The sequence below is a fragment of the Luteimonas rhizosphaerae genome (assembly GCF_002849595.1).
Lineage (GTDB): Bacteria > Pseudomonadota > Gammaproteobacteria > Xanthomonadales > Xanthomonadaceae > Luteimonas > Luteimonas cellulosilyticus.
In genome coordinates, this window is sequence record NZ_NRQR01000008.1 from 217973 (window position 1) to 242049 (window position 24077).

Annotated in this window: 22 protein-coding genes and 2 pseudogenes; 5 read left to right on the top strand and 19 right to left on the bottom strand. The window is 69.5% G+C overall.

Annotation, left to right across the window (positions count from 1 at the left end; genetic code table 11):
* Positions 1-32 precede the first annotated feature (32 nt).
* Positions 33-104 (top strand): annotated as a pseudogene (locus CJ022_RS17765) (hypothetical protein); the annotation flags it as partial.
* A 64-nt stretch (positions 105-168) separates the two neighbouring features.
* On the top strand, positions 169-2673 hold the full coding sequence (gene gyrA, locus CJ022_RS04405) for a DNA gyrase subunit A (RefSeq protein WP_425490807.1): 2505 nt from the start codon (positions 169-171) through the stop codon (positions 2671-2673).
* Positions 2674-2846: 173 nt separating this feature from the next.
* On the opposite strand, the gene CJ022_RS04410 is transcribed toward gyrA, so the two are convergent.
* The gene (locus tag CJ022_RS04410; RefSeq protein WP_101925452.1) at positions 2847-3326 is read right to left on the bottom strand and encodes a peroxiredoxin; all 480 of its coding nucleotides are present in this window, start codon (positions 3324-3326) and stop codon (positions 2847-2849) included.
* 141 nt (positions 3327-3467) lie between these two features.
* On the opposite strand from CJ022_RS04410, the gene CJ022_RS04415 reads away from it, so the two are divergent.
* Both CJ022_RS04415 and CJ022_RS04420 read left to right on the top strand, forming a co-directional pair.
* The gene (locus tag CJ022_RS04415; protein WP_101925453.1) at positions 3468-3974 is read left to right on the top strand and encodes an Hsp20/alpha crystallin family protein; all 507 of its coding nucleotides are present in this window, start codon (positions 3468-3470) and stop codon (positions 3972-3974) included.
* A 141-nt stretch (positions 3975-4115) separates the two neighbouring features.
* Positions 4116-5039, top strand: a complete 924-nt coding sequence (locus tag CJ022_RS04420) for a DnaJ C-terminal domain-containing protein (RefSeq protein ID WP_101925454.1) — start codon at positions 4116-4118, stop codon at positions 5037-5039.
* A 112-nt stretch (positions 5040-5151) separates the two neighbouring features.
* Here the strand turns inward: CJ022_RS04420 and pilH are convergent, their stop codons facing one another.
* The 11 genes from pilH to purB all read right to left on the bottom strand — a co-directional run bounded on the left by pilH (position 5152) and on the right by purB (position 17439).
* Positions 5152-5538 carry a twitching motility response regulator PilH gene (gene pilH, locus CJ022_RS04425; RefSeq protein WP_101925455.1) on the bottom strand — a complete coding sequence of 129 codons (387 nt, stop codon included), beginning with the start codon at positions 5536-5538 and terminating at the stop codon, positions 5152-5154.
* Positions 5539-5602: 64 nt separating this feature from the next.
* Positions 5603-6595: a YhdH/YhfP family quinone oxidoreductase gene (locus CJ022_RS04430; RefSeq protein ID WP_101925456.1), complete on the bottom strand. Its 993-nt coding sequence runs from the start codon at positions 6593-6595 to the stop codon at positions 5603-5605.
* An 80-nt stretch (positions 6596-6675) separates the two neighbouring features.
* Complete coding sequence (locus CJ022_RS04435) at positions 6676-7272, bottom strand: LOG family protein (protein ID WP_101925498.1); 597 nt, start codon at positions 7270-7272, stop codon at positions 6676-6678.
* Positions 7273-7299: 27 nt separating this feature from the next.
* Complete coding sequence (locus CJ022_RS04440) at positions 7300-7467, bottom strand: MFS transporter (protein WP_101925457.1); 168 nt, start codon at positions 7465-7467, stop codon at positions 7300-7302.
* 66 nt (positions 7468-7533) lie between these two features.
* Complete coding sequence (gene lpdA / locus CJ022_RS04445) at positions 7534-8970, bottom strand: dihydrolipoyl dehydrogenase (RefSeq protein ID WP_101925458.1); 1437 nt, start codon at positions 8968-8970, stop codon at positions 7534-7536.
* Positions 8971-9086: 116 nt separating this feature from the next.
* Entirely contained in the window at positions 9087-10322 is a 1236-nt protein-coding gene (sucB, locus tag CJ022_RS04450) for a dihydrolipoyllysine-residue succinyltransferase (RefSeq protein WP_101925459.1), read from the bottom strand.
* 45 nt (positions 10323-10367) lie between these two features.
* Positions 10368-13208, bottom strand: coding sequence for a 2-oxoglutarate dehydrogenase E1 component (locus tag CJ022_RS04455; RefSeq protein WP_101925460.1), 2841 nt, complete (start codon positions 13206-13208; stop codon positions 10368-10370).
* 208 nt (positions 13209-13416) lie between these two features.
* Positions 13417-14331 carry a GNAT family N-acetyltransferase gene (locus CJ022_RS04460; RefSeq protein ID WP_101925461.1) on the bottom strand — a complete coding sequence of 305 codons (915 nt, stop codon included), beginning with the start codon at positions 14329-14331 and terminating at the stop codon, positions 13417-13419.
* Positions 14328-15551, bottom strand: a complete 1224-nt coding sequence (locus CJ022_RS04465) for a cupin domain-containing protein (RefSeq protein WP_101925462.1) — start codon at positions 15549-15551, stop codon at positions 14328-14330. Before CJ022_RS04465 ends, CJ022_RS04460 begins: the two co-directional genes overlap by 4 nt.
* A 65-nt stretch (positions 15552-15616) precedes the next feature.
* Positions 15617-16021: a VOC family protein gene (locus tag CJ022_RS04470; protein ID WP_101925463.1), complete on the bottom strand. Its 405-nt coding sequence runs from the start codon at positions 16019-16021 to the stop codon at positions 15617-15619.
* Positions 16022-16056: 35 nt separating this feature from the next.
* Positions 16057-17439, bottom strand: a complete 1383-nt coding sequence (gene purB / locus CJ022_RS04475) for an adenylosuccinate lyase (RefSeq protein ID WP_101925464.1) — start codon at positions 17437-17439, stop codon at positions 16057-16059.
* Positions 17440-17576: 137 nt separating this feature from the next.
* Between purB and CJ022_RS04480 the strand changes: the two genes are divergently transcribed.
* Positions 17577-18989: a class II fumarate hydratase gene (locus tag CJ022_RS04480; RefSeq protein ID WP_101925465.1), complete on the top strand. Its 1413-nt coding sequence runs from the start codon at positions 17577-17579 to the stop codon at positions 18987-18989.
* A gap of 58 nt (positions 18990-19047) precedes the next feature.
* Here CJ022_RS04480 and CJ022_RS04485 read toward each other — a convergent pair whose 3' ends face one another.
* The 7 genes and pseudogenes from CJ022_RS04485 to CJ022_RS04515 all read right to left on the bottom strand — a co-directional run bounded on the left by CJ022_RS04485 (position 19048) and on the right by CJ022_RS04515 (position 23976).
* A complete protein-coding gene (locus CJ022_RS04485; protein WP_101925466.1) occupies positions 19048-19269 on the bottom strand; it encodes a hypothetical protein in 222 nt (73 codons plus the stop codon).
* A 510-nt stretch (positions 19270-19779) separates the two neighbouring features.
* A complete protein-coding gene (locus CJ022_RS04490; protein ID WP_101925467.1) occupies positions 19780-20643 on the bottom strand; it encodes a DUF4097 family beta strand repeat-containing protein in 864 nt (287 codons plus the stop codon).
* Between the two features lie 89 nt (positions 20644-20732).
* Positions 20733-21398 carry a hypothetical protein gene (locus tag CJ022_RS04495; protein ID WP_101925468.1) on the bottom strand — a complete coding sequence of 222 codons (666 nt, stop codon included), beginning with the start codon at positions 21396-21398 and terminating at the stop codon, positions 20733-20735.
* Between the two features lie 42 nt (positions 21399-21440).
* Positions 21441-22487 carry a hypothetical protein gene (locus tag CJ022_RS04500; protein WP_233198599.1) on the bottom strand — a complete coding sequence of 349 codons (1047 nt, stop codon included), beginning with the start codon at positions 22485-22487 and terminating at the stop codon, positions 21441-21443.
* Positions 22484-23325, bottom strand: a pseudogene (locus CJ022_RS04505) (ABC transporter ATP-binding protein). The gene CJ022_RS04500 and the pseudogene CJ022_RS04505 overlap by 4 nt, the downstream one beginning before the upstream one ends.
* Positions 23322-23693 carry a GntR family transcriptional regulator gene (locus CJ022_RS04510; protein WP_101925469.1) on the bottom strand — a complete coding sequence of 124 codons (372 nt, stop codon included), beginning with the start codon at positions 23691-23693 and terminating at the stop codon, positions 23322-23324. Before CJ022_RS04510 ends, CJ022_RS04505 begins: the two are co-directional and overlap by 4 nt.
* Positions 23694-23697: 4 nt before the next feature.
* Positions 23698-23976, bottom strand: coding sequence for a hypothetical protein (locus tag CJ022_RS04515; RefSeq protein ID WP_101925470.1), 279 nt, complete (start codon positions 23974-23976; stop codon positions 23698-23700).
* Between the last annotated feature and the right edge of the window lie 101 nt (positions 23977-24077).

Consider the following 24077-nt stretch of genomic DNA (forward strand, 5'->3'; position numbering starts at 1 on the left):
ACGAGATGCGCCGCAGCTACCTCGATTACGCGATGAGCGTGATCGTCGGGCGCGCGCTTCCCGACGTGCGCGACGGTCTCAAGCCGGTCCACCGGCGCGTGCTGTTCGCGATGCACGAGCTCGGCGCGCACAGCAACAAGGCGTATTTCAAGTCGGCGCGTATCGTCGGTGACGTCATCGGTAAGTACCACCCGCGGCGACCAGTCGGTGTACGACACGCTGGTGCGCATGGCCCAGCCGTTCTCGCTGCGCTACATGCTGGTCGACGGCCAGGGCAACTTCGGCTCGGTGGACGGCGACTCCGCCGCGGCGATGCGTTACACCGAGTCGCGCATGGCCCGCCTCAGCCACGAGCTGATGGCCGACATCGACAAGGAAACCGTCGATTTCCAGCCCAACTACGACGAGAAGGAGCTGGAGCCGACGGTCATGCCGACCCGGTTCCCGAACCTGCTGGTCAACGGCTCGGCCGGCATCGCGGTCGGCATGGCGACCAACATTCCGCCGCACAACCTCGGTGAAGTGGTCGATGCGCTGATCGCGCTGATCGACAATCCCGAGATCGACATCGACGGCCTGATGGAATACATCCCCGGCCCGGATTTCCCGACCGCGGGCATCATCAACGGCGTCGGTGGCATCCATCTGGCATACCGCACCGGGCGCGGTCGCGTGCGCATGCGCGCGCGCGCCGACATCGAGGTCGCGGACAACGGCCGCGAGGCGATCGCGGTCACCGAGATTCCCTACCAGGTCAACAAGGCGCGGCTGATCGAGAAGATCGCCGAGCTGGTCAAGGAAAAACGCCTCGAAGGCATCAGCGAGCTGCGCGACGAGTCCGATAAGGACGGCATGCGCATCTACATCGAGGTCAAGCGCGGCGAATCGGCCGAGGTGGTGCTCAACAACCTCTATTCGCAGACGCAGATGGAGTCGGTGTTCGGCATCAACATGGTGGCGCTGGTCGACGGCCGCCCGCAGCTGCTGAACCTCAAGCAGATCCTCGAGGCCTTCGTCCGTCACCGTCGTGAAGTGGTCACGCGCCGGACGATCTTCGAGCTGCGCAAGGCGCGCAACCGTGCGCACATCCTCGAAGGCCTGACGGTCGCGCTCGCCAACATCGACGAGATGATCGAGCTCATCAAGACCTCGGCCAATCCCAACGAGGCGCGCGAGCGCATGCTGGCGCGCACCTGGGCGCCGGGACTCGTCGCCTCGCTGCTCGGCGCCGCGGGCGCGGATGCCTCGCGTCCGGAAGATCTGCCGGACGGCGTCGGTCTCGTCGACGGCATGTACCAGCTCACCGAAGTCCAGGCCCAGCAGATCCTCGAGATGCGCCTGCACCGCCTGACCGGGCTGGAGCAGGACCGCCTGACCGAGGAATACAAGCAGCTGCTCGAGACCATCCGCGGCCTGATCGAGATCCTCGAGAATCCCGACGTGCTGCTCGAGGTGATCCGCGACGAGCTGCGCAACGTCAAGGAAGAGTTCGGCGACGAGCGCCGCAGCGAGATCCGCGCCAGCGAGGAGGATCTCGACATCCTCGACCTGATCGCGCCGGAAGACGTGGTGGTCACGCTGTCGCACGCCGGCTATGCCAAGCGTCAGCCGGTCAGCGCCTATCGCGCGCAGAAGCGTGGCGGCCGCGGCCGCAACGCGGCGGCGACCAAGGACGAGGATTTCATCGAGCAGCTGTGGCTGGTCAACACCCACGACACGCTGCTGACCTTTACCAGCGCCGGTCGCGTGTTCTGGCTGCCCGTGCACCAGTTGCCCGACGCGGGCCCGAATGCACGCGGCCGTCCGATCATCAACTGGATCGCGCTGGAAGCGGACGAGAAGGTGCAGGCCGTGGTGCCGGTGCGCGAGTACGCGGACGACCAGTTCGTGTTCTTCGCCACCCGCAACGGCACCGTCAAGAAGACGCCGCTGACCGAATTCGCCTACCGCCTGGCGCGCGGCAAGATCGCGATCCGCCTCGACGAGGGCGACGCGCTGATCGGCGTCGCGCTGACCGACGGCTCGCGCGACGTGCTGATGTTCGCGTCCAACGGCAAGACCGTGCGCTTCGGCGAGGAGAAGGTCCGTTCGATGGGCCGCACCGCCGGCGGCGTGCGCGGCATCCGTCTGGCGGCCAGCGAGCAGGTCGTCAGCCTGATCGTCGCCGAGCCGGCAGCGGGTCTCGACGACGAAAGCGAGAACGAGGCGGGCGACGAGGCCGTCGTCGAGTCGAACGGCGATGCCACGGTCGTCGAGACCGGCGCCGGCGACGACATTCCCTACATCCTGACCGCGACGGAGAACGGCTATGGCAAGCGCACGCCGCTGTCGGAATACCCGCGCAAGGGGCGCGGCACCCAAGGCGTCATCGGCATCCAGACGACCGAGCGCAATGGCCGGCTGGTCAGTGCGGTGCTGCTGCGCAACCGCGACGAGGTCATCCTGATCTCCGATGGCGGCACGCTGGTGCGGACGCGCGCGTCGGAGATCTCCCGCGTCGGTCGCAACACCCAGGGCGTCACGCTGATGCGGTTGTCGAAGGACGAACGCCTGCAGGGCATCGAACGCGTCGATGGCGCGATCGCGGATGTCGACAGCGAACTCGATGGCGATCCGGTCACCGGACCGGACGCCGGCACGACGACCGACGCGCCGGCAGCGCCGCAGCCGTAAGCACGACGCGGGCGCGGTGACGCGCCCGCGGGTGGTTCGATCGAGTGGACGCCGGCGGCACTGCGCCGCTCCGGCCGTTCCCGCGATGTCATGGCCTCGGGACCACGCCGCGTTGCGAACGCGGCGGCTGCCTGGCGCGACGACGTGCGCGCGCAGACGTCCGACCGGATGCGTCAGTCCAGGTGCGCCAGCACGTTGTCTGCGGTCGAGACCTTGAACTCGCCGGGCGCCTCGACGAAGAGCTGCTTGACCACGCCGTCATCCGCGTACAGGGCGAAGCGCTTGGCGCGCGTGCCCATGCCATAGGCGCTCGCATCCATCGCCAGGCCCAGCGCCTTGACGAACTCCGCGTTGCCGTCGGACACCATCAGCAGCCCGTCGGGCACCTGCTGGCTGTCGCCCCAGGCCTGCATGACGAAGGGATCGTTGACCGACAGGCAGATCACGTCGATGCCGCGCTTGCGGAACGCCTCGAACTGCGCGACGAAGCCGGGCAGGTGATGCTCCGAGCAGGTCGGGGTGAACGCGCCGGGCACCGCGAACAGCACGACCTGCTTGTTGGCGAACAGCGTCGGCGTGTCGATGACGCGCACGCCGTCGTGGATGTGTTTGAGGGCGACCTCGGGGATCGCGTCGCCGATCTGGATAGTCATGCGCAGGCACTCGGACGGGGGAAGTGAACGCAGTCTAGCCGGTCGTCCCGGACGCGGGCGGGTGGCTTGAAACGTCCGCGGGCGTTCCCAGATCGGGGACATCGCGGCCGCAACGCGCCGCCCCCGTTACGGAGTCATCCCATGCGACACGAACAGTTCCAGCCGCTCAACCGCCGCCAGCATCGCGACGCCCGCCGTGGCCTGCACGACGAGATGCGCGAATTCCTCGAACGTTTCGCCCAGGGCAGCGAGGCCCAGGACGCCTCGTCGGTCGTCACCAGCCAGTGGGTGCCGCGCGTCGACATCCGCGAGGAGCGCGCGCGCTTCGTGATCCTCGCCGACCTGCCGGGGGTGGATCCGCAGGACGTGGAGATCTGGATGGACAAGGGCATCCTCAGCCTCAAGGGCGAGCGCCGCGCGTCGGCGGGCGAATCCGGCGACGACGCAAGCGAGGTGCGGTTCTCGCGGATCGAGCGCAGCGCCGGCCAGTTCCACCGCCGCTTCTCGCTGCCCGACAGCGCCGATGCCAACGCGGTCACCGCGACCGGCCACAACGGCGTGCTGGAAATCAGCATTCCCAAGCTGCCCGAGACCACGCCGCGGCGGATCGAGGTCGGCACCACGCAGGACCCGGCCACGCGCCAGTAAGCGGCCACCCCGGCGCGCCACGCCCCGGCTTGGCGCCCGGATCACGACGGAAGCGGCGGCCTGCAGGTATCCTGCGGGCCGCTGCCGGTTCAGGCATCCCATTCGCACCGGCGCCGTCCACGCGCCGCATCGGACTTCAAGATGCAGTTCAAGGATTACTACGAGATTCTCGGCGTCGAGCCGAACGCAGGCGATGCGGAAATCAAGACCGCGTACCGCCGACTCGCCCGCAAGTACCACCCCGACGTCAGCAAGGAGGCCGGGGCGGAAGACAAGTTCAAGGCCGTCAACGAGGCCTACGAAGCGTTGCGCGACCCGCAGAAGCGCGGTGCCTACGACCAGTTGCGTGCGCGCGGCTACCGGCCGGGCGACGAAGTGCAGCCGCCGCCGGGCGGATTCGGCGGTCCGGGTGCGGGCGGCGTGGATTTCGACGAGATCTTCGCCGGTGGCGGCGCGGGCGGCGGATTCAGCGACTTCTTCGAGCAGATGTTCGGCGGCCGCCGCGCCGGCGGCTTCCAGGGCGGCCCGGGCCACGGCCCGCAGCCCGGGCGTGGTGTGCCGCCGCGCGGCGACACGCGCGCGCGCCTCGCGGTCTCGCTGGAGACCGTGCACCGTGGCGACACGGTGCGCGTGCCCGTGCTGGGCAAGACCTTCGAAGTGCGGATTCCGCAGGGCATCAAACCCGGGCAGGTGGTGCGCCTGCCGCGCCAGGGCAACCAGGGCGGTGATCTGCTGCTGGAAATCGAATACGCCGCCCATCCGCGGTTCGAGGTCGACGGCCGCAACATCATCCTGACCCTGCCGGTGGCGCCGTGGGAAGCCGCGCTCGGCGCGACCGTGCACGTGCCCACGCTCGGCGGTGATGTGGAGCTCAAGATCCCGGCGGGATCGGAAGCCGGCCGCAAGCTGCGGCTGCGCGGGCGTGGCCTCGCGGGCGGTGCGACGAGCGCGGGCGACCAGCTCGTGGAGCTGGAAATCCAGGCGCCGACGCCGCGCGCCGCGGCCCAGACCGCGGCCTACGAAACCCTGCGCGATACGTTCGCCGGAGAGTGGCGCCGCACCTGAGGGGCGGCGATGCAGGCCGCCTGCGGCGACCTGGATCGCCCGCCGCGAGACGCAGGCGAGGGTCCGGTCGGCGGCTGCGCAGGTCTCCGGGGGCGCGCGCGCGTCCGGGCGCTCAGCCCGCGACTGGCGGGCGCTCGGCGCCGATGGTCTTGAGGATTGCGTCCGACAGTTCGACTTCGCTGAAGGGCTTGGTCAGATAGGCCTTGGCGCCCTGGCGCATGCCCCAGACGCGGTCGGTGTCCTGGTCCTTGGTGGTCACGAGGATCACCGGGATGTGCGCGGTTGTGGGCTCGCGCGTGATCGAACGCGTGGCCTGGAAGCCGTTGAGGTTCGGCATCACCACGTCCATCAGGATCAGGTCGGGCAGTTCGCGCTTGGCCGCCTCGACGCCCGCCTGGCCGTCGTCCGCGGTCAGCGCGTGGTGGCCGAGCTTTTCGACGATGCGCCGGATCCCCATCAACTGTGAGGGCGAATCGTCCACGATCAGAATGCGCGCCATGAGATCCCCCTGGAAAGAGCGTCGATTCTAGCGGTGCGCGCGATGCGTGAACACGCGGCGCGAATCAAAGCGTGACGAGTGTCCGGCCCTGTGCGCGGCCGTCGAGCAGCGTGCGGAAGACGTCGGGCAGACCGTCGAGTCCGACCTCGCGCGTGCAGATCGTCTCGAGGTGCCGCGGCTTCCAGTCGGTGGCCAGGTGCTGCCAGACCCGGTCGCGCAGGTCGCGCGCGGTGCCGGCCGAGGCGATGCCGAGCAGCGACACGCCGCGGATGATGAAGGGCATCACCGTCGCGTCCAGCGTCGGGCTCGCGGCGAGGCCGGCGCTGGCCACGTTGCCGTAGGGCGTGGTCTGCGCGAGCAGGCTGGCCAGCATCGGGCCGCCGACGTTGTCGAGGCCGCCGCCGAAGCGTACCGAGGCCATCGGCCGCGTCGTCGCCAGCGCATCGCGACCGAGCACCGTGTGCGCGCCGATCGCGGTCAGGTAGTCGCGATGCTCGGGCTTGCCGCTGATCGCGTGCACCTCGAAGCCCGCACTGCTGAAGATGTCGACGGCCAGCGAGCCGACGCCGCCGGTCGCACCGGTCACCGCCAGCGGTCCGAGATCGGGCGTCTGCCGGTTGTCGTGCATGCGCAGCAGCGCCAGCGCCGCGGTGAAGCCGGCGGTGCCCAGGATCATGCTCTCGCGCAGGCTCAGGCCGTCCGGCAGGGGCACCGCCCATTCCGCTTCCAGCCGCGCATACGCCGCATAGCCGCCGTCGCGGGTTTCCGACAGGCCGCACCCGGTGACCAGGACCGCGTCGCCTTCGCGGAACGCCGCGTCGCGAGATGCCACGACGTGGCCGGCGACATCGATACCGCCGACCAGCGGAGCGCGCCGCAGGATCTTGCCTTCGCCGGTGCCGGCGAGCGCGTCCTTGTAGTTGACCGACGAATGCGCGACCCGGATGACCAGCTCGCCATCGGCCAGATCGTCGACCGCGATCTGTTCGACGCCGCTGCGGTAGCCCGCGGCGTCGTCGTGGATGCGGAACGCGGGGAAACGGGCAGGCAGGGACATGCGATGGACCTCGTCGGATTCGGGCGGCGCGTCGATGCGCCGACGGCGTCAGGATAAGCGCGCGTGCGCAGCGCCTGCGCTCAGGGCACGACTGCCGGCTTGTGCTTCGCGTCGAGCCACTTCGACGCCTGCGCCGGCGTGTAGGACTGCATCCACTGCAGCATCGTGGGGATGTCGCTGCCGTACCAGAGGTCGGCGCGCTGGTCGGCGTGCAGGAAGCGCTCCTCGACCATGCGGTCGACCATGCCGATCAACGGCGCGTAGAAGCCGGCGACGTCGAGGAAGGCGCAGGGCTTGTCGCCGATGCCGAGCTGGCGCCAGGTCAGCATCTCGAAGATCTCCTCCATCGTGCCGAAGCCGCCGGGCAGGGCGACGAAGCCGTCGGACAGTTCGAACATCCGCGCCTTGCGCTCGTGCATCGAGCCGACGATCTCCAGCTCGGTCAGGCCGCGGTGCGCGACCTCCCAGTCGGCCAGCTGCTGGGGAATCACGCCGGTGACTTCGCCGCCGGCCTCGAGCACCGCATTGGCGACGATGCCCATCAGGCCGACGTTGCCGCCGCCGTAGACGAGGCGTAATCCGTCGTGGGCAATGCGTTCGCCGAGCGCCCTGGCGCGTTCGGCGTAGACGGGCTTGCTGCCGGCGTTGGAGCCGCAATAGACGCAGATGGACTTCAGGGGCATGGCGGGACTCGAAGTGGAATGTCAGGGGCTGCGGCTGCGGACGAGCAGCCGCACGCCCAGGCCGATGAAAGCGAGTCCGACCGCGGCGAATGCGAGCCGGTCGCTGGCGACGGCGCCGATCACGAACAGCGCGCCGGCGGCGGCGTAGAGGGCACCCGTGACGCGGGGCGGCAATGCGGGGCTGGACATGGGGCGGTCGCCGGGGCAAAAACGCAGAAGGCTCCGCCGGGGCGGAGCCTTCGCGGGTGCGGCCGGTTAGTTGGCCTTGTGGATCGCGCGCTTGTCGACCGCCATCGCGGCGTCGTGAATCGCCTCCGACAGCGTGGGATGCGCGTGGCAGATGCGGGCGAGGTCGTCGGCGGAGCCCTTGAACTCCATCGTCAGCACGCCCTCGTGGACCAGCTCGGACACGCCGACGCCGACCAGGTGCATGCCCAGCACGCGATCCGTTTCGGCATGCGCGATGACCTTGACGAAACCGGCCGGCTCGCCCATCGCCACCGCGCGCCCGATCGCCGCGAACGGGAAGCTGCCCGCCTTGTACGGCGTGCCTTCGTCCTTGAGCTGCTGCTCGGTCTTGCCGACCCAGGCAAGCTCCGGCTCGGTGTAGATGACCCAAGGGATGGTGTCGAAGTTGACGTGGCCGGGCAGGCCGGCGATCAGCTCGGCGACCGCGATGCCTTCCTCGAAGCCCTTGTGCGCCAGCATCGGGCCGCGCACGCAGTCGCCGACCGCCCAGACGCCGTCGACGCCGGTGTGGCAGTGGTCGTCGACCTCGATCTGGCCGCGCTCGGTCAGCTTGACGCCGCTGCCCTCGGCCAGCAGGCCCTTGCTCGCGGCCTTGCGGCCCACGGCAACCAGCAGCTTGTCGACGGTGAGCGACTGCTCGCCGCTGCCGTCGGTGTAGCTGACGACGACTTCCTTCTTCTTGCCCTTGCCGGTGACCTCGGTCTTCGAGACCTTGGCGCCCAGCTTGATGTCCAGGCCCTGCTTCTTGAATTCCTTGAGCGCGGTCTTCGCCACTTCGGCGTCGGCCAGCGCCAGGAAATCGGGCAGCGCCTCGAGGATCGTGACCTCGGCGCCGAGGCGCTTCCACACGCTGCCGAGCTCCAGGCCGATGACGCCGGCGCCGATGACCGCCAGGCGCTTCGGCACTTCGGTGAAGTCGAGGCCGCCGACGTTGTCGACGATGGTGTCGCCGTCGAACTTCGCGAACGGCAGCTCGATCGAATCCGACCCGGCGGCGATGATGACGTTGGTGCCGGTCAGCTCGATCTCGCTGCCGTCGTGCTGCGCGACCTTGACCAGCCGGTCGGCGTGCAGCGTGGCGAAGCCGTAGTACGGGGTGATCTTGTTCGCCTTGAACAGCATCGCGATGCCGCCGGTGAACTGCTTGACGATCTTGTCCTTGCGGCCGACCATCGCTTCGACGTCGATCTTCGCGTCCTTGAAGCTGATGCCGTGGTCGCCGAACACGTGGCCCTTGCTCCAGACCTGGCGCGAGGAATCGAGCAGCGCCTTCGACGGAATGCAGCCGACGCGCAGGCAGGTGCCACCGAGGGCGGGCTTGCCGTCCTTGCCCAGCGCGGCGTCGATGCAGGCGACCTTCATGCCGAGCTGCGCGGCGCGGATCGCGGCGTGATAGCCGGCCGGGCCGGCACCGATGACGACGACGTCGAATTGTTCAGCCATGGGGAAATCCTTCGTTCGATGCCTGCCGGAACAGCAGGTTGCCTGGACGGCAGAAGTGGGGGCGCGGCACAGGCGCCACAAGCGCGAACCCCCTCCGAAGAGGGGGCCGCGGGGCATCACATGCCGAGCAGCATGCGATGCGGGTTTTCGAGCTGGTTCTTGATGTCGACCAGGAACAGCACCGCGTCCTTGCCGTCGATGATGCGGTGGTCGTAGGACAGCGCCAGATACATCATCGGCGCTGCGATCACCTGGCCGTTCTCGACGATCGCGCGTTCCTTGATCGCGTGCATGCCCAGGATCGCCGACTGCGGCGGGTTGACGATCGGCGTCGACATCAGCGAGCCGAAGGTGCCGCCGTTGGTGATCGTGAAGGTGCCGCCCTGCAGGTCGTCGAGGCCCAGCTTGCCGTCGCGCGCCTTGGTCGCGTAGTCGGCGATGCCCTGCTCGATGTCGGCGAAGCTCTGGCGCTCGACGTTGCGCAGCACCGGTGTGACCAGGCCGCGGTCGGTGGAGATCGCGACCGAGATGTCGGCGTAGCCGTGATAGATGATGTCGTTGCCGTCGACCGAGGCGTTGACCACCGGGTACTTGGCCAGCGCATTGGCGGCGGCCTTGGCGAAGAAGCTCATGAAGCCGAGCTTGATGCCGTGGTCCTTCTGGAACTGTTCGCCGAGCTCCTTGCGCAGCGCCATCACCTTGCCCAGGTTGACCTCGTTGAACGAGGTCAGCATCGCGATTGATTCCTTCGACTGCATCAGGCGCGCCGCGATGGTCTTGCGGATGCGGGTCATCGGCACGCGTTCTTCCGGACGCGCACCGCCCGACACGCCCGGGGTCTTGCCCGCGGCGTAGTTGAGCAGGTCTTCCTTGGTCACGGCGCCGCGGCGGCCGGTGCCTTCGACCTGCGAGGCGTCGATGCCCTTGGTCTCGGCGGTGAAGCGCGCGCCCGGCGGCAGGTCGTTGCTCTTCGAGCCCGACGACTGCGGCTTGGTCGAGGCCGGCGCCTTGTCGTCGGCCTTCTTGGCCTCCGGCTTCGACTGCACTTCCTCGGCGCCGGCGGCCGGCGCTTCCTTGTCCTTGGCACCGGATTCGGCGCTCGGGGCAGCGGCGGCGCCTTCCTCGATGATCGCGATGACCTGCTGGCTGTTGACGGTCGCGCCTTCCTCGAACTTGATCTCCTTGATCACGCCGTCGACGGTCGACGGCACTTCGAGGACGACCTTGTCGGTCTCCAGGTCGACGATGTTCTCGTCGCGCTTGACGGCGTCGCCGGCCTTCTTGTGCCACGTGGCGATGGTCGCGTCGGAGACGGATTCGGGCAGGACCGGAACTTTGATTTCAGTGGCCATCTTGGCTTCCTGGAAAAGCGTGGAATGTGGGGGTTGCGATCGGGATCACTCGGAGAAGATCTTGCCGTCGAGCGTATTGACCAGCGCGTCCTCGATCAGCTGCTGCTGCTCGGCGACGTGGTCGTTGAAGTGGCCCACGGCGGGCGAGGGCGAACGCGCCCGGCCGGCGTAGTGCAGCTTCTGGCCCTCGCCCATGCACGGCTCGAAGTGGTGCTTGATCTGGTACCAGGCGCCCTGGTTCTGCGGCTCTTCCTGGCACCACACCACGTCGGTCGCCTTCGAGAAACGCTTGAGCTCGTCGGTCAGCTGCGGACGCGGGAACGGATAGAGCTGTTCCACGCGCACGATCGCGACGTTGTCGAGCGACTGCTTGCGCGCTTCTTCCAGCAGGTCGTAATAGACCTTGCCCGAACACAGCACGACGCGCTCGACCTTCTTCGGGTCGGCCTCGGCATCCGGGATCAGGTGCTGGAACTCGCCGTTCGCCAGATCCTCGAGCGAGGACACGGCGAGCTTGTGGCGCAGCAGCGACTTCGGCGTCATCACCACCAGCGGCTTGCGCGTGGTCATGCACAGCTGGCGACGGATCATGTGGAAGGCCTGCGCCGGCGTGGTCGGCACGCAGACCATCATGTTGTCGAGCGCGCACAGCTGCAGGAAGCGCTCGAGGCGCGCCGAACTGTGTTCCGGGCCCTGGCCTTCGTAGCCGTGCGGCAGGAACAGCGCCAGGCCGCACAGGCGCTGCCACTTGGCCTCGCCCGACGACAGGAACTGGTCGATGACGACCTGGGCGCCGTTGGCGAAATCGCCGAACTGGCCTTCCCAGATGCACAGCGTGCCCGGCTCCGACGACGCGTAGCCGTATTCGAACGCCATCACCGCTTCCTCGCTGAGCAGCGAGTCGATGATCGTCGCGTCCTCGGGGTTCTTCACCAACTGCTGCAGCGGCACGTAGTCGCTGCCGGAGGCCTGGTCGTGCAGCACCGCGTGGCGGTGGAAGAACGTGCCGCGGCCGCTGTCCTGGCCGACCAGGCGCAGGCGGTGGCCGGCGTCGAGCAGAGTGGCGTAGGCCAGGTTCTCCGCGAAGCCCCAGTCGCCGGCCTGTTCGCCGGCCGCCATCTTGCGGCGGTCGTCGTAGATCTTGGCGACGCGTGCATGCAGCTGCACGTCTTCGGGAATCGTGGTGATGGTCTGCGCCAGCGCCTGGAGCTTCTCGACCGACACGGTGGTGTCGAGCGTGTCGCTGAGGCGGCCGGCGAGGTAGGGGTCCCAGTCGATCGTCAGGTCGTAGTCGGACGGCTTGGCGTCGGCCAGCTCGGTCGTGACCTCGCCCGCGTCGAGCTTGTCGCGGTAGCGGTCGACGACGGCCTTGGCCTCGTCCTCGCCGATCACGCCCTCGGACACCAGCTGCGCGGTGTAGAGCTCGCGCGGCGTCTTGTGCTTGCGGATCACCTGGTACATCAGCGGCTGGGTCGCCGCCGGCTCGTCGGCCTCGTTGTGGCCGTGGCGGCGGTAGCAGACCAGGTCGATGACGACGTCGCGGCCGAAGGTCTGGCGGAAGTCGTAGGCCATCTGCGCGCAGAACACGACCGCTTCCGGGTCGTCGGCGTTCACGTGCAGGATCGGCGCGCCGACCATCTTGGCGACATCGGTGCAGTACAGCGTGGAGCGCGCGTCCTGCAGATCGCTGGTGGTGAAACCGACCTGGTTGTTGATGACCACGTGGAGCGTGCCGCCGACCGCGAATCCGCGGGCCTGCGACATCTGGAACAGCTCCATGTTGACGCCCTGGCCGGCGAACGCGGCGTCGCCGTGCAGTAGCACCGGCAGCACGGCCTTGCGCGCGGTGTCGCGGCGCCGGTGCTGGCGCGAGCGGACACTGCCGGCGACCACCGGGTTGACGATTTCCAGGTGCGACGGATTGAACGCCAGCGCCAGATGGACCGAGCCGCCCGGCGTCGCCAGGTCGGCCGAGAAGCCCATGTGGTACTTCACGTCGCCGGTGTGCGCGCGGTCGTCGTCGTGGTGCTCGAACTTGCCTTCGAACTCGTCGAACAGGCGGCGCGGGTTCTTGCCCAGCGTATTGACCAGGACGTTGAGGCGGCCGCGATGGGCCATGCCCAGCACGATGTCCTTGACGCCATCCTTGCCGGCGCGCTGGATCACGTCGTCGAGCAGCGGGATCAGCGCGTCGCCGCCTTCCAGCGAGAAGCGCTTCTGCCCGACGTACTTGGTGTGCAGGTAGCGCTCCAGACCCTCGGCGGCGCTGAGGCGCTCGAGGATGCGCTTCTTCTCGTCGGGGCTGCGCGCGAAACGGCCGCCGGCCTTCTCGAGGCGCTCGTACATCCAGCGCCGCTGCTCGGCGTCCGGGATGTGCATGAACTCCGCGCCGATCTGGCTGGAATACGTCGTCTTCAGCAGCGCGAGCAGGTCGCGCAGCTTCATCCGCGGCTGGCCGGCCACGCCGCCGGTGCTGAACTCGTCGTCGAGATCGGCATCGGTCAGCTGGTGGAACGGCAGGCCCAGATCCGGCGGATTCACCGGCGGCGACAGGTCCAGCGGATCGAGCTTGGCGCCGAGATGGCCGCGCGAGCGGTAGGCCGTGATCAGGCGACCGACGTGGCGTTCGCGCTCGTCGCCGGCCGCGCTGGCGGTGCCCGGGGCGGCGCCGCGGGCGGCGAGCCTGCCCGCGTCGGCCACGGCGGAGATGACGGCCGAATGCGGCACATCACCGGCCTCGCGGCCCTGGAAGGAATCGAACCACTGCTTCCACTTCGTCCCGACACTGTCGGGATTCACCAGATACTGCTCGTACAGATCTTCGATATAGGCGGCGTTGGCGCCGAACTGGGAGGACTGCGCAAACTGCTTCAGGAGACTGTCCACGTCTGGCGATTCGGACTCTTGGAGGAAGGGGCGGGGCCTGACCCGGCACGTGCTTGCGCGGTGCCGGATCGGCGTGTAATCGAGGCCAGAGAGTATACGCGCAGCGTTCGCCGCGATGCACCATCGATCCCCGGCGGACGCGCTGTCGGGGCGCGCGGAACGCGGTGCGCCGATGCACTGCGCAGCGGTCCGCAGCGCTGTGGCGAGGCTAGATGCCGAGCGCGCGGAACTCGCTGCAGGGACGTGAACGCTCCCATACCGGGGCGAACTGTGCGGCCAGCTGGCGTGCGCGGCCGGGCAGCGCTGCCCCCGCGTCGCCGTCGAAGCGATGGCCGAGCGTGCGGGCGTAGAAACCGCCGGCATCGTTGACCAGAAACGCGCCGACGTAGCCGCGATCGACCGCGTTGTCGGTCTCGCGGAACGCGAAGGCGCTCGGCAGGCGCTGGGCCAGCGTGAGCAGGGGCGCGAGGGCGCGCTGCGGCGTCGCGGCGTCCTGCAGCAGGATCTGGGCGACGCCGCCGCGCCCGGCGGTGGCGAACCGGCGGAAGGCCTGCAGCACGTCCGCGTGGTCGAACAGGCCCGGGTCGAGGTCGCGGCTGCGCAGCCAGACGTGGCGCCGGGCGCCGTGCAGCACGGTCACGGTGATGTCGACGGCCTCGTCCAGCGTGTCGACGGTGAACGCCGCACCGGCGGTCCGGCGCATCGCGCGGTGGGCGATGCCGGCTTCGACGAACTCGGGGCCGTGGGCGACGAAGCCCTGCCGCGCGTACAGCGCGACCGCCTCCAGCTGGGCATGCAGATAGGTCGTGCGCAGGCCGGCGTCGTCGGCGAGCTGCAGCAGGGTGCGCAGCATCGCATCGCCGACCCCGCGCCCGCGCCACGGCGCCAGCACCGCCATACGGCCGATCTTGCCGTCCGGGGCCAAGCGCCCGGCGCCGATCGCGCGACCGTCGGCATCGCGGGCCAGCACGTGCCGGCTCAGCGGATCGAGCGCATCGCGCTCCAGTTCCGCCGGCACCTGCTGCTCGTCGACGAACACGGCATGGCGCACCGCGTGCGCCGCGGCCTGCGCGTCGGCGTCACCGACGATCGAGACGACGAACGCGGCAGGCGCCGGGCTCATGCGTCCCCGTCGTCCGACGACAGCACGTAGTGGCCCGCGTCGAGCAGGGTGTGGACCGCATCGCGCCCGGCATCCGACAACGCGGCGTAGGCCTCGCCGTCGAGCGCCGCGGCCGCGGCCAGCAGCTTGGCATCACGGACCGGGACGGCAAGATCGCTGCCGGCGACGAACAGGCGCGCGCCCTTGCCGGACCGGCGCCAGGCCATCCGCGAGAACGGATTGCGCTGCAGCGTCGCCTGGCCCTGCGCCAGCAGCCAGTCGAGTTCGATCCGCGGCGGCGGCGCCTGGCCCGGCGCGACCTCGTGGGCGTTGCGGTAGCCGGTGATGAAGCGGCCGAACCAGTCGCCCAGCCGGTCCGGATCGTTCATGCGCATGACGTTCAACGCCTCGACCACGCGGCCCATGGCCTCGGCGTCGATCTCGTTCGGGTCCTTGGGCACCGCCAGCGTTGCGTCGTGGTAGCGCAGCGTGTCGTCGGCGTCCGCCGCGAGGGTGTCGATGTAGTCGCCCATCAGCTCGGACACCGACGGCGCGCGCATGCCGATCGAGAACGTCAGGCAGGGATCCTCGGCCACGCCGTGGTGCGGCACCATCGGCGGCAGATACAGCATGTCGCCGGGACCGAGCACCCAGTCGTGGGTCGGCGTGAATTCGCGCAGCAACTTCAGTTCCACGTCGTCGCGGAACGCCTGCGGCGGCACGCCCCGGCCCAGTGCATCGGAGGCATCGATCTGCCAGCGCCGATGGCCCTGGCCCTGCAGCAGGAAGACGTCGTAATGGTCGACGTGGGCGCCGACGGAACCGCCGGTCGCGGCGAAGCTGACCATGATGTCGTCGATGCGCCAGCGCGGCAGGAAACCGAAATGCGGCAGCAGCGCGCCGACATCCGCGTCCCATTTGTCGACGTCCTGCACCAGCAGGGTCCAGTCGCGATCGCCGAGGCCGGGAAACAGGTCCTCGTCGAACGGACCGCTTTCGACCGTCCAGCCGTTGCGCGCGCGGTCGTGGCGGATCAGCCGTGCCAGCGCGAATTCCTCGCAGGCCAGGCCGGCCAGGTCCTCGGGCTGCAGCGGCGCGGTGAAGTCCGGCAGCGCGTTGCGGATCAGCAGCGGGCGCTTCTGCCAGTAATCGCGCAGGAAGCGCGCGGGCGACATGCCGAGCAGGCCGCCTTCGGCGGTCTGGCGGGCATCGATTTCGAACGGAAGTGGGGGACGGCTCATGGCGCGGGAGCCTACGCGAAATCCCCTGCGGACTCGACTGCAGCGGGCGCCGTGCGGTCCACGGATCAGGCGTCCGCGACCAGCGCGTCGTAGCCGCGGTTGCGGAACTGCAACATGCACCAGCCGTGGCCGAACGGATCGGCCAGCGCCACGATCCGGCCCCAGTCCGCGTCGCGGATGTCGCCCTCGCGGTGCAGCCCCGCCGCTTCGGCCCTGGCCAGCGCGGCGTCGAGATCGTCGACCACCACGTCGAGATGCAGCGGGCACCAGTGGCGCCGGTAGTCGCGCGTCGCGCCGCCCGCGCCGGGCGTGCCGGCGGCCTTGCGCAGCAGGTAGATCGGCGCGGCCGCCCCGAGCAGTTCGACCACGCCGTCGCCGAGGCGGCGGCCGATGCGCAGGTCGAAGGCGTGCGTGTACAGGGCCTCGGCAGCGGCGAGATCGGGCACATCGAGGTTGATCAGCAACTGCATCGCCGCACTCCCGTTGGCCCGATCACGGGCGGATGTCAGATCTCGCGGGCCAGCTGTTCGGCCAGGCCGGTGTAACCGCCCGGCACCAGCGCGCGCAGGCGCGCCTTGTCGGCGTCCGGCAGGTCCAGGCCGTCGACGAAAGCCTGCATCGACGCCGCGGTGATGCCCTGGCCACGGGTCAGCGCCTTGAGCTGTTCGTAAGGGTTGGGCAGGCCGTGGCGGCGCATCACCGTCTGCACGGCTTCGGCCAGCACTTCCCAAGAGGCGTCGAGATCGGCTGCCAGGCGCTCGGGATTGACGCTCAGCTTGCCGAGGCCCCGCAGCAGCGCGTCCAGCGCGATCTGGGTGTGGCCGAACGCCGTGCCCAGCGCGCGCAGCACGGTCGAATCGGTCAGGTCGCGCTGCCAGCGGCTGATCGGCAGCTTCGCGGCGAAATGCTCGAACAGCGCGTTGGCGATGCCGAAGTTGCCTTCCGCGTTCTCGAAGTCGATCGGGTTGACCTTGTGCGGCATCGTCGAGCTGCCGACTTCGCCGTCCTTGAGCGCCTGCTTGAAGTAGCCGAGCGAGATGTAACCCCAGATGTCGCGGCACAGGTCGATGCCGATCGTGTTGATGCGCTTGTGCACGTCGCTGATCTCGGCGACGCAGTCGTGCGGTTCGATCTGGGTGGTGTAGGGATTGAAATCGATGCCCAGCGACGCGACGAAGCGCTGCGCGAAGCCCGGCCAGTCGACCTCGGGATAGGCGACGACATGCGCGTTGTAGTTGCCGACCGCGCCGTTGATCTTGCCGGTCAGCGCCACGTCCAGCAGCAGCTCGCGCTGGCGCTGCAGGCGCGCGACGACGTTGGCGATCTCCTTGCCGACCGTCGACGGCGACGCGGTCTGGCCGTGCGTGCGCGACAGCAGCGGCAGCGCCGCGTGGTCGTGCGCCATCGCCCGCAGCGTCTGCAGCAGCGTGTCGAGCGTCGGCACCAGCACGGTCCGGCGGGCCTCGGCCAGCATCAGCGCGTACGACAGGTTGTTGATGTCCTCGCTGGTGCAGGCGAAATGCACGAATTCCAGCGCCGGCGCCAGGGTCGCGTCGTCCTTCAGCTGCTCCTTGATGAAGTACTCGACCGCCTTGACGTCGTGGTTGGTCGTGCGTTCGATCTGCTTCACGCGCGCGGCGTCGGCCACCGAGAACTCTTCGGCCAGGGTGGTCAGGCGCGCCCGCTGCGCGGCGTCGAACGCGGGCAGCTCGGCGATCGCCGGCTCGTCGGCCAGCGCCAGCAGCCACTCGATCTCGACCCGCACGCGCGCCCTGATCAGGCCGTACTCGGAGAAGATCGGCCGCAGTGCGTCGACCTTGCCGGCGTAGCGGCCGTCGAGCGGGGACAGGGCGAGCAGAGCGGCGTCGATCTTCGATGCATCGGTCATGGGTAGGGGGCACTGCAGCGGGCGAAGCGGCCATTTTAGCGCGCGTGACACGGGTGTGCGGGCGCCTCGCGTATCCTCGTCGGCCTTCGCCAGCGACGTCGCCAGCCACGCAACTTCCCCCTTTCTGGAGCCGACCGATGCGCAAATCCCCGACCGATGCATTCCGCACCGAACACGACAGCATGGGCGAGCTGCAGGTGCCCGCCGACGCGCTGTGGGGCGCGCAGACCCAGCGCGCGGTGCTCAATTTCCCGATCTCCGGCCAGCCAATGCCGCGCGGCTTCATCCGCGCGCTGGGCCTGATCAAGGCCGCGGCCGCCGAGGTCAACGCCGGGCTGGACCTGTTGCCGGCCAAGACCGGCAAGGCGATCCGCAGCGCCGCGCTCGAGGTCGCCGACGGCGCGCATGATGCGCACTTCCCGGTCGACATCTACCAGACCGGCTCGGGCACCTCGTCGAACATGAATGCCAACGAGGTCATCGCGACGCTGGCCTCGACCGCCTCGCGCAAGGTGCATCCGAACGACCACGTCAATCTCGGCCAGAGCTCGAACGACGTCGTGCCGACCGCGATCCGCGTCTCGGCCCAGCTGGCCGTCGTCGAGGACCTGCTGCCGGCGCTCAAGCATCTGCGCCGCACGATCGACAAGCGCGGCCGCGCGCTGGGCAAGGTCGTCAAGACCGGCCGCACGCACCTGATGGACGCGATGCCGCTGACCGTCGCGCAGGAATTCGGCGCCTGGTCGTCGCAACTCGCCTCTGCCGAGGCGCGGCTGGCCGACACGCTCAAGCGCCTGCGGCGGCTGCCGATCGGCGGCACCGCGATCGGCACCGGAATCAACGCGCATCCGCAGTTCGGCAGGAAGGTCGCGCGTGCGCTGTCCACGATGACCCGCACCAGTTTCGATTCGGCCGAGGACAAGTTCGAGGGCATCGCCACCCAGGACGACGCGGTCGAACTGTCGGGCCAGCTCAATGCGCTGGCGGTCGCGCTGATCAAGATCGCCAACGATCTGCGCTGGATGAACTCCGGTCCGCTCGGCGGCCTCGGCGAGATCGAACTGCCGGCGCTGCAGCCGGGCAGCTCGATCATGCCGGGCAAGGTCAATCCGGTGATTCCGGAGGCGACGGTCATGGTCGCCGCGCAGGTGATGGGCCACCACACCGCGATCACGGTCGCCGGTCAGACCGGCAATTTCCAGCTCAACGTCGCGCTGCCGCTGATCGCGGCGAACCTGCTGGACTCGATCAAGCTGCTGTCCAACGTCTCGCGGCTGCTGGCCGACAGTGCGATCGCCGGCCTGCAGGTGCGTCGCGACAACGTCGACGCCGCGCTGGCGCGCAATCCGATCCTGGTCACCGCGCTCAACCCGGTCATCGGCTACGAAAAGGCCGCGGCGATCGCGAAGCGCGCCTACAAGGAAAGCCGGCCGGTGCTGGAGATCGCGATCGAGGACAGCGGGCTCGACGCCGCGGAGCTGGAGCGACTGCTCGACCCGGCCGCGTTGACGCGGGGCGGCATCCACGCGGGCGGTGGCGGGAGCGGCTGACCCGGACGTCGCGCGCGCCGCATCCCGCGCGGCGCGCCCGGGACCGATGCGTCGTGCGTCAGGGGCCGATGTCGTCCTGGCGCACGCCCTCGGCGCCCGATTCCTGGGCCGTGTCGTGTCCGTCGCTGCGACAGTCGTCGACGTCGGTCGCGTCCATCGTGGCGTAGGGCTGGAAGGCCGGCAGCGCGGCGGCGAGTGCCTGCTGCGAGGCGAGCAGCGGCGGCAGGCGGTCGCAGAGCTTGTCCGCTTCGGCTTCGATCTTCGCGCCCTCCGCTTCCATGCGTTTCTCGAAGTCTTCGGACTGCCCCGACAGCGCGCTGGCGATCGCGCCCTTCGCGGCCTCGGCGCCGAGCTGCGCGCCCTGGATGCCGATCGTGATACCGGCGTCCGCGATCGCGATGATGTTGGCGCGGTGCGCCAGCAGCAGCTCGCGCTGCGCGGCGTCGACCTGGATGGTGTCGCCGTCGACCAGAAAGTCCCCGGTCGGGCTGATCTCGGCCTTCGGCAGGCCGTCCGTGCGGCGGTCGTTGCCGCCGAACCGGAAGCCGTTGACGTTCAGGCCGCCACTGCCGGTGCCGCCGACGCTGATGTTCTTCTCGGCCAGGTCCTCGCGCGCCGACTCCAGCGCGCGGCGGGTGGAGCGGGAAATGAAGCCTTCTTCCGCGGGCTCGGTGGCGGCGCATCGTCGCGGCCGCAGGCGGTCAGCGTGCCCGCGCAGGCGAGCAGCAGGGTCAGGGGGAGAACGCGGCGCGGCAGGATCTGCATGATCGGACTCCGGATCGGGGGCGGTTCAACGCTTGCGGGGGAGGGTGACGGTGCCGCGGACGTCCTGGGCGCTGACGTCGCCGCTGCCTTTCGAGGCGAGGTCGAGATTGCCGCCGACCCCGCGCACGTCGAGATCGCCGGAGCCGATGGATTCCATGGCGACGTGGCCGGTGACGTCGCGCAATTCGATGTCGCCCGAGCCCAGGCTGCCGATGCGCACGTCGCCGGCGACGCGCTGCGCACTGAAATCGCCGGAACCGACGCTGCCGACCTCGACCGGACCGCGCACGTCGCGGGCCGCGACATCGCCCGAGCCGATCGACAGCACCTTCAGCGCGCCGATGTCGTCGAGCGTGATGTCGCCCGAACCGACCTTGGCCGTGGTGCGCCCGGCAATGCCGCGCAGCTCGGCGTCGCCGGAACCGACATCGGCGCTCGCGGCCGCCACGCCGGTGACCCAGGCATCGCCGGAACCGACGACGGCCTGCACCAGCACGCCCTCCGGCACCTGGCCGCGCAGGTCGAGATACGCGTAGTTGTCCGCGAACCAGCCCATGCTGCCCGAGGTCTCGCGGCGCAGATGCACGGTCAGGGTGTCGCCGGATTTCTCCTGCGACAGCACCAGGCGTTGCAGCAGGCCTGCCGACGACGCGCAGGCGCGGCCACGCAGGGTCGGGTCGGGCGAGGCGGCGCCGTCGACCCGCACCTTGCTCGCGCCGATCTCGAAGCGCACGGTGCGCACGCCGGCGAAATCGAGCGCCAGTTCCCGCGGGTCGGCATGCCGGCATGGCGGGCTGTCCTGGGCCTGCGCGGCCAGCGGCAGCGCGAGCGCGACAGCGAGAGCGAAGAGGACGGATACGGCGGCGAGGCGGGGCGGATGCAACGGCATGTCGTCGGACTCCTTGTGATGGCGTTCCAGCGGGCGGTCCGCGCAGGGTGCAACGCGGGCGCCGGGCGCGGACGGCCGGGTGCGTGGGCTCAGCGGCGGGCGAATTCGCGGCGGACGTCGTCGCGGCAGTCGTCGGCGTCCTGCAGGTCCATCCGGGCGTAGGGCCGGAATTCCGGCAGGTCGCGCGCCAGCTGCTGCTGGGCCTCGTGCAGGGCCGGCATGCGGTCGCAGATCTTCGACACGCCCGGCGCCACGGTGGCCCGCACGCTGCGCTCGATGCGCCGCTCCAGGCTGCCGGTCATCGCGCCGACCATCAGCGAGAACACCCCGCGATCCACGGCGTCGACGGCTTCCAGTGCGGCGACCTCGCCGATGTCGATGCCCGTCCGGGCGATGTCGATGACCATGCGGCGGTAGGCGAGCAGCTGACGGCGCTGGCCGGCATCGATCGCGACGGCGCGGTCCTCGATCAGGAAGTCGCCGCGCGGCGTGATCTCGGCTTTCGGCAGGGGCGCGTCGTCGTTCGCCTTGCGACGTCCGTCGCGGCCGGTGCGCAGGCTGTTGCCGACGTCCAGGTTCTCGGTCTCGAGCTCGGCGCGGGCCGTGGCGAGATCGTCACGGATCTCCTGCCGGGCGTCGGCGAGATCGCGGCGGATCTCGCCGCGGACGCTGTCGTCGGCCGGAGGCGCGGACCACGCGGCGATCGGCAGGCACAGGGCGAGGGCGACGACGGGAAACAGGCGGGTGGCGCGCATGAGGGGATCTCCGGTTCGAAGGAGTGCGGGTTCGGGGGTGGATCAGCCTTCTTCGCGCCAGCGGCGCAGACGCACGGCCAGCAGCAGCATCAGCACGCCGGCGACGATGCCGATCCACATCGACGGCGTCGCGAAGTTGGAATAGACCCCGTCGAGACTCAGCAGACGGGTGACTTCGTCGCCGCTGACGGAGGCGCGCGACAGGTCGGCGCCGGTCAGCGGCACGGTACCCAGCAGCATCCGCGCGATCACGTTGCCCCACAGCCAGTGGCGCTCGAGGCCGATCAGCTGCAACAGGCCGGTCATGGAGCTGGCAACGCCGACCGCCAGCGGGACCAGCACCGCCCACAGGAATGGCTTGCTGCGGGCCCAGGCCGAACACAGCATCAGCCAGCCGACGGTCGGCAGGGCCCAGAAGGCGTAGACCGGAATCGCGGCGAGCAGCTGCCCCGCGAGCAGGAACGCGCTGCCGTTGCCCCACAGCAGCGGCAGCGGGTTGGCGCCGTGCGCGGCCGCGGCGATGCTGATCGCAATCAGGAACAGCAGCATCGTCACGATGGCCATGCCGGTGGCGACGACCGGGATCACCAGCACCGCGGTGACCACCTTCGAGAGCACCGTGGCGCCATCGGAGATCGGCAGCGACTTCCAGAACAGCACGCTGCGGTCCTTGCGATCGTCGTACAGCGCGCCGAGGCAGTAGAAGAACGCGACGAAGATCATCACCAGGAAGGGCCAGCTCGAGGCCATGAACAGGGTGACGTAGAGGCCGTCGGCGAGCTGGCGCATGTCCTCGCTGGTGAGCTGGCGCACCAGCGTGCCCAGGTCGAGCCCGTTGATGGTCACCCCGTTGCGCTCGATGGTGTGGCCTTCGGCGACGGCGCGATGGGCGAAGACGATCGCCACGACCAGCAGGCCCAGCGACAGCAGCAGCGAGACCGCGCCGGCGATGGCCGGAGCCCAGAAGATGCCGCCCTTGTGCTCCCAGTATTCGCGGCGCAGCAGCAGGCGGAAGCGGTGGGTCGGATGCGCGGGCTTGGCGATGCGCGCGGGCGCGGGCATGTCGAGGCGTTCGGCGGGCGCGTTCATGCGTAGGTTCCTTTCATCGTGGCCACGAACAGGTCGGCCAGGCCCGGCGTGCGGGTCTCGCCGTAGGCCGTCAGGGTGGAGGCGGGGACGTTGTCGAACACCATCACGGTCTTGCCGAACGGCAGGGCGCGCTCGTCGATCGGCCGGTGGGCGCGGGCGGCCTCGAGCTGGTCGGCGTTGACCAGGACCTCGACGAAGCGCTCGCCGACGTCGTCCATCGGCGCATCGAGCACGATCTTGCCGTTCTGGATGAACAGCACGTCGGTGAGGATGTGTTCGATCTCCTCGACCTGGTGGGTCGTGACGATGATCGTCTTCTGAACTGCTTGCGGTAGAGGATGTCGAGGCCGAGCGTCGGCTCGTCGAGCACCAGCAGCTTGGCGTCGATCGCCATCACCAGGGCCAGGTGCAGCTGCACGATCATGCCCTTGGACATCTCGCGCACGCGCTGCTTGGGCGTCAGCTTCGTATTGGCCAGGAAGCGCTCGCAGCGGGCGCGGTCGAAGCGGGGATGCACGCCTTCGACGAAATCGATGGCATCGCGCACCCGCATCCAGCGCGGCAGCACGGCGACGTCGGCGATGAAGCAGACGTCGTGCATCAGCGCATCGCGTTCGGTGCGCGGGTCGCGGCCGAGGACCGAGAGCTCGCCGTCGAAGCGGATCAGGCCCAGCAGCGCCTTCAGCGCCGTGGTCTTGCCGGCGCCGTTGGGGCCGATCAGGCCGACGATGCGGCCGGCCGGCACGCTGAAGCTGGCGCCATCGAGCGCGCGGGCGCCTTTGTAGGTCTTGGCGAGGTTCCGGGCGGCGATGACCGGAGTGTCGAGGACGGCGTTCATTCGTTGGCTCCATTGCTGATGGACTGCAGCAGATCCCGGGTCGACAGCCCCAGGCGTTCGATACGTTCGACGACCTGCGGCCATTCGTCCTGCAGGAAGCGCTCGCGCTCGCTGGTGCGCAGCTTCTTCGAGGCTTCCTCGGTGACGAACATGCCCAGACCGCGGCGCTTCTCGACGAGGGCTTCGTCGGCCAGTTCCTGGTAGGCGCGCGACACGGTGATCGGGTTGAGCTGGTAGTCCGCGGCGACCTGGCGGACCGAAGGCAGGGCGTCGCCGGGCTTGAGGACGCCGTCGAGCATCATCGCGATGACGCGTTCCTTCAGCTGGCGGTAGATGGGAGCGCCGTCGCTCCATTCGATATTGGCCATGGGCTCAGCTCCTGCCACCGGTGCCCCGCGAGAACGAGAAGTAGGGCATCGCGATGGCGCTGCGGGCCCGCTTGCTGCGGCTGCGAGGCGGAGGGGCGTCGTGGTCGGCGGCGGCGCGGGTGGCGTCGCGCGTGGCAGGCACCAGGGCCGCGGCCTTGGCAGCGGCAGCGCGGGGCGCGGTCGCGTCCTGCGATACCGCCGCACCGGCGACGAGCAGGCCGGCGGCCAGCGCAAGGGCGGAGGCGGTGCGTGCGATGATCGGGAATTGGAGCCTGCGGTTCATGTGGACCGTCCTGCTCTAGTGGGTAGGTGTTGTAGGCAACTATAACACCACAGCGCCGGCTGTCAACACGGCGCTGCCTGCATTTCCACCCAACTGATGGC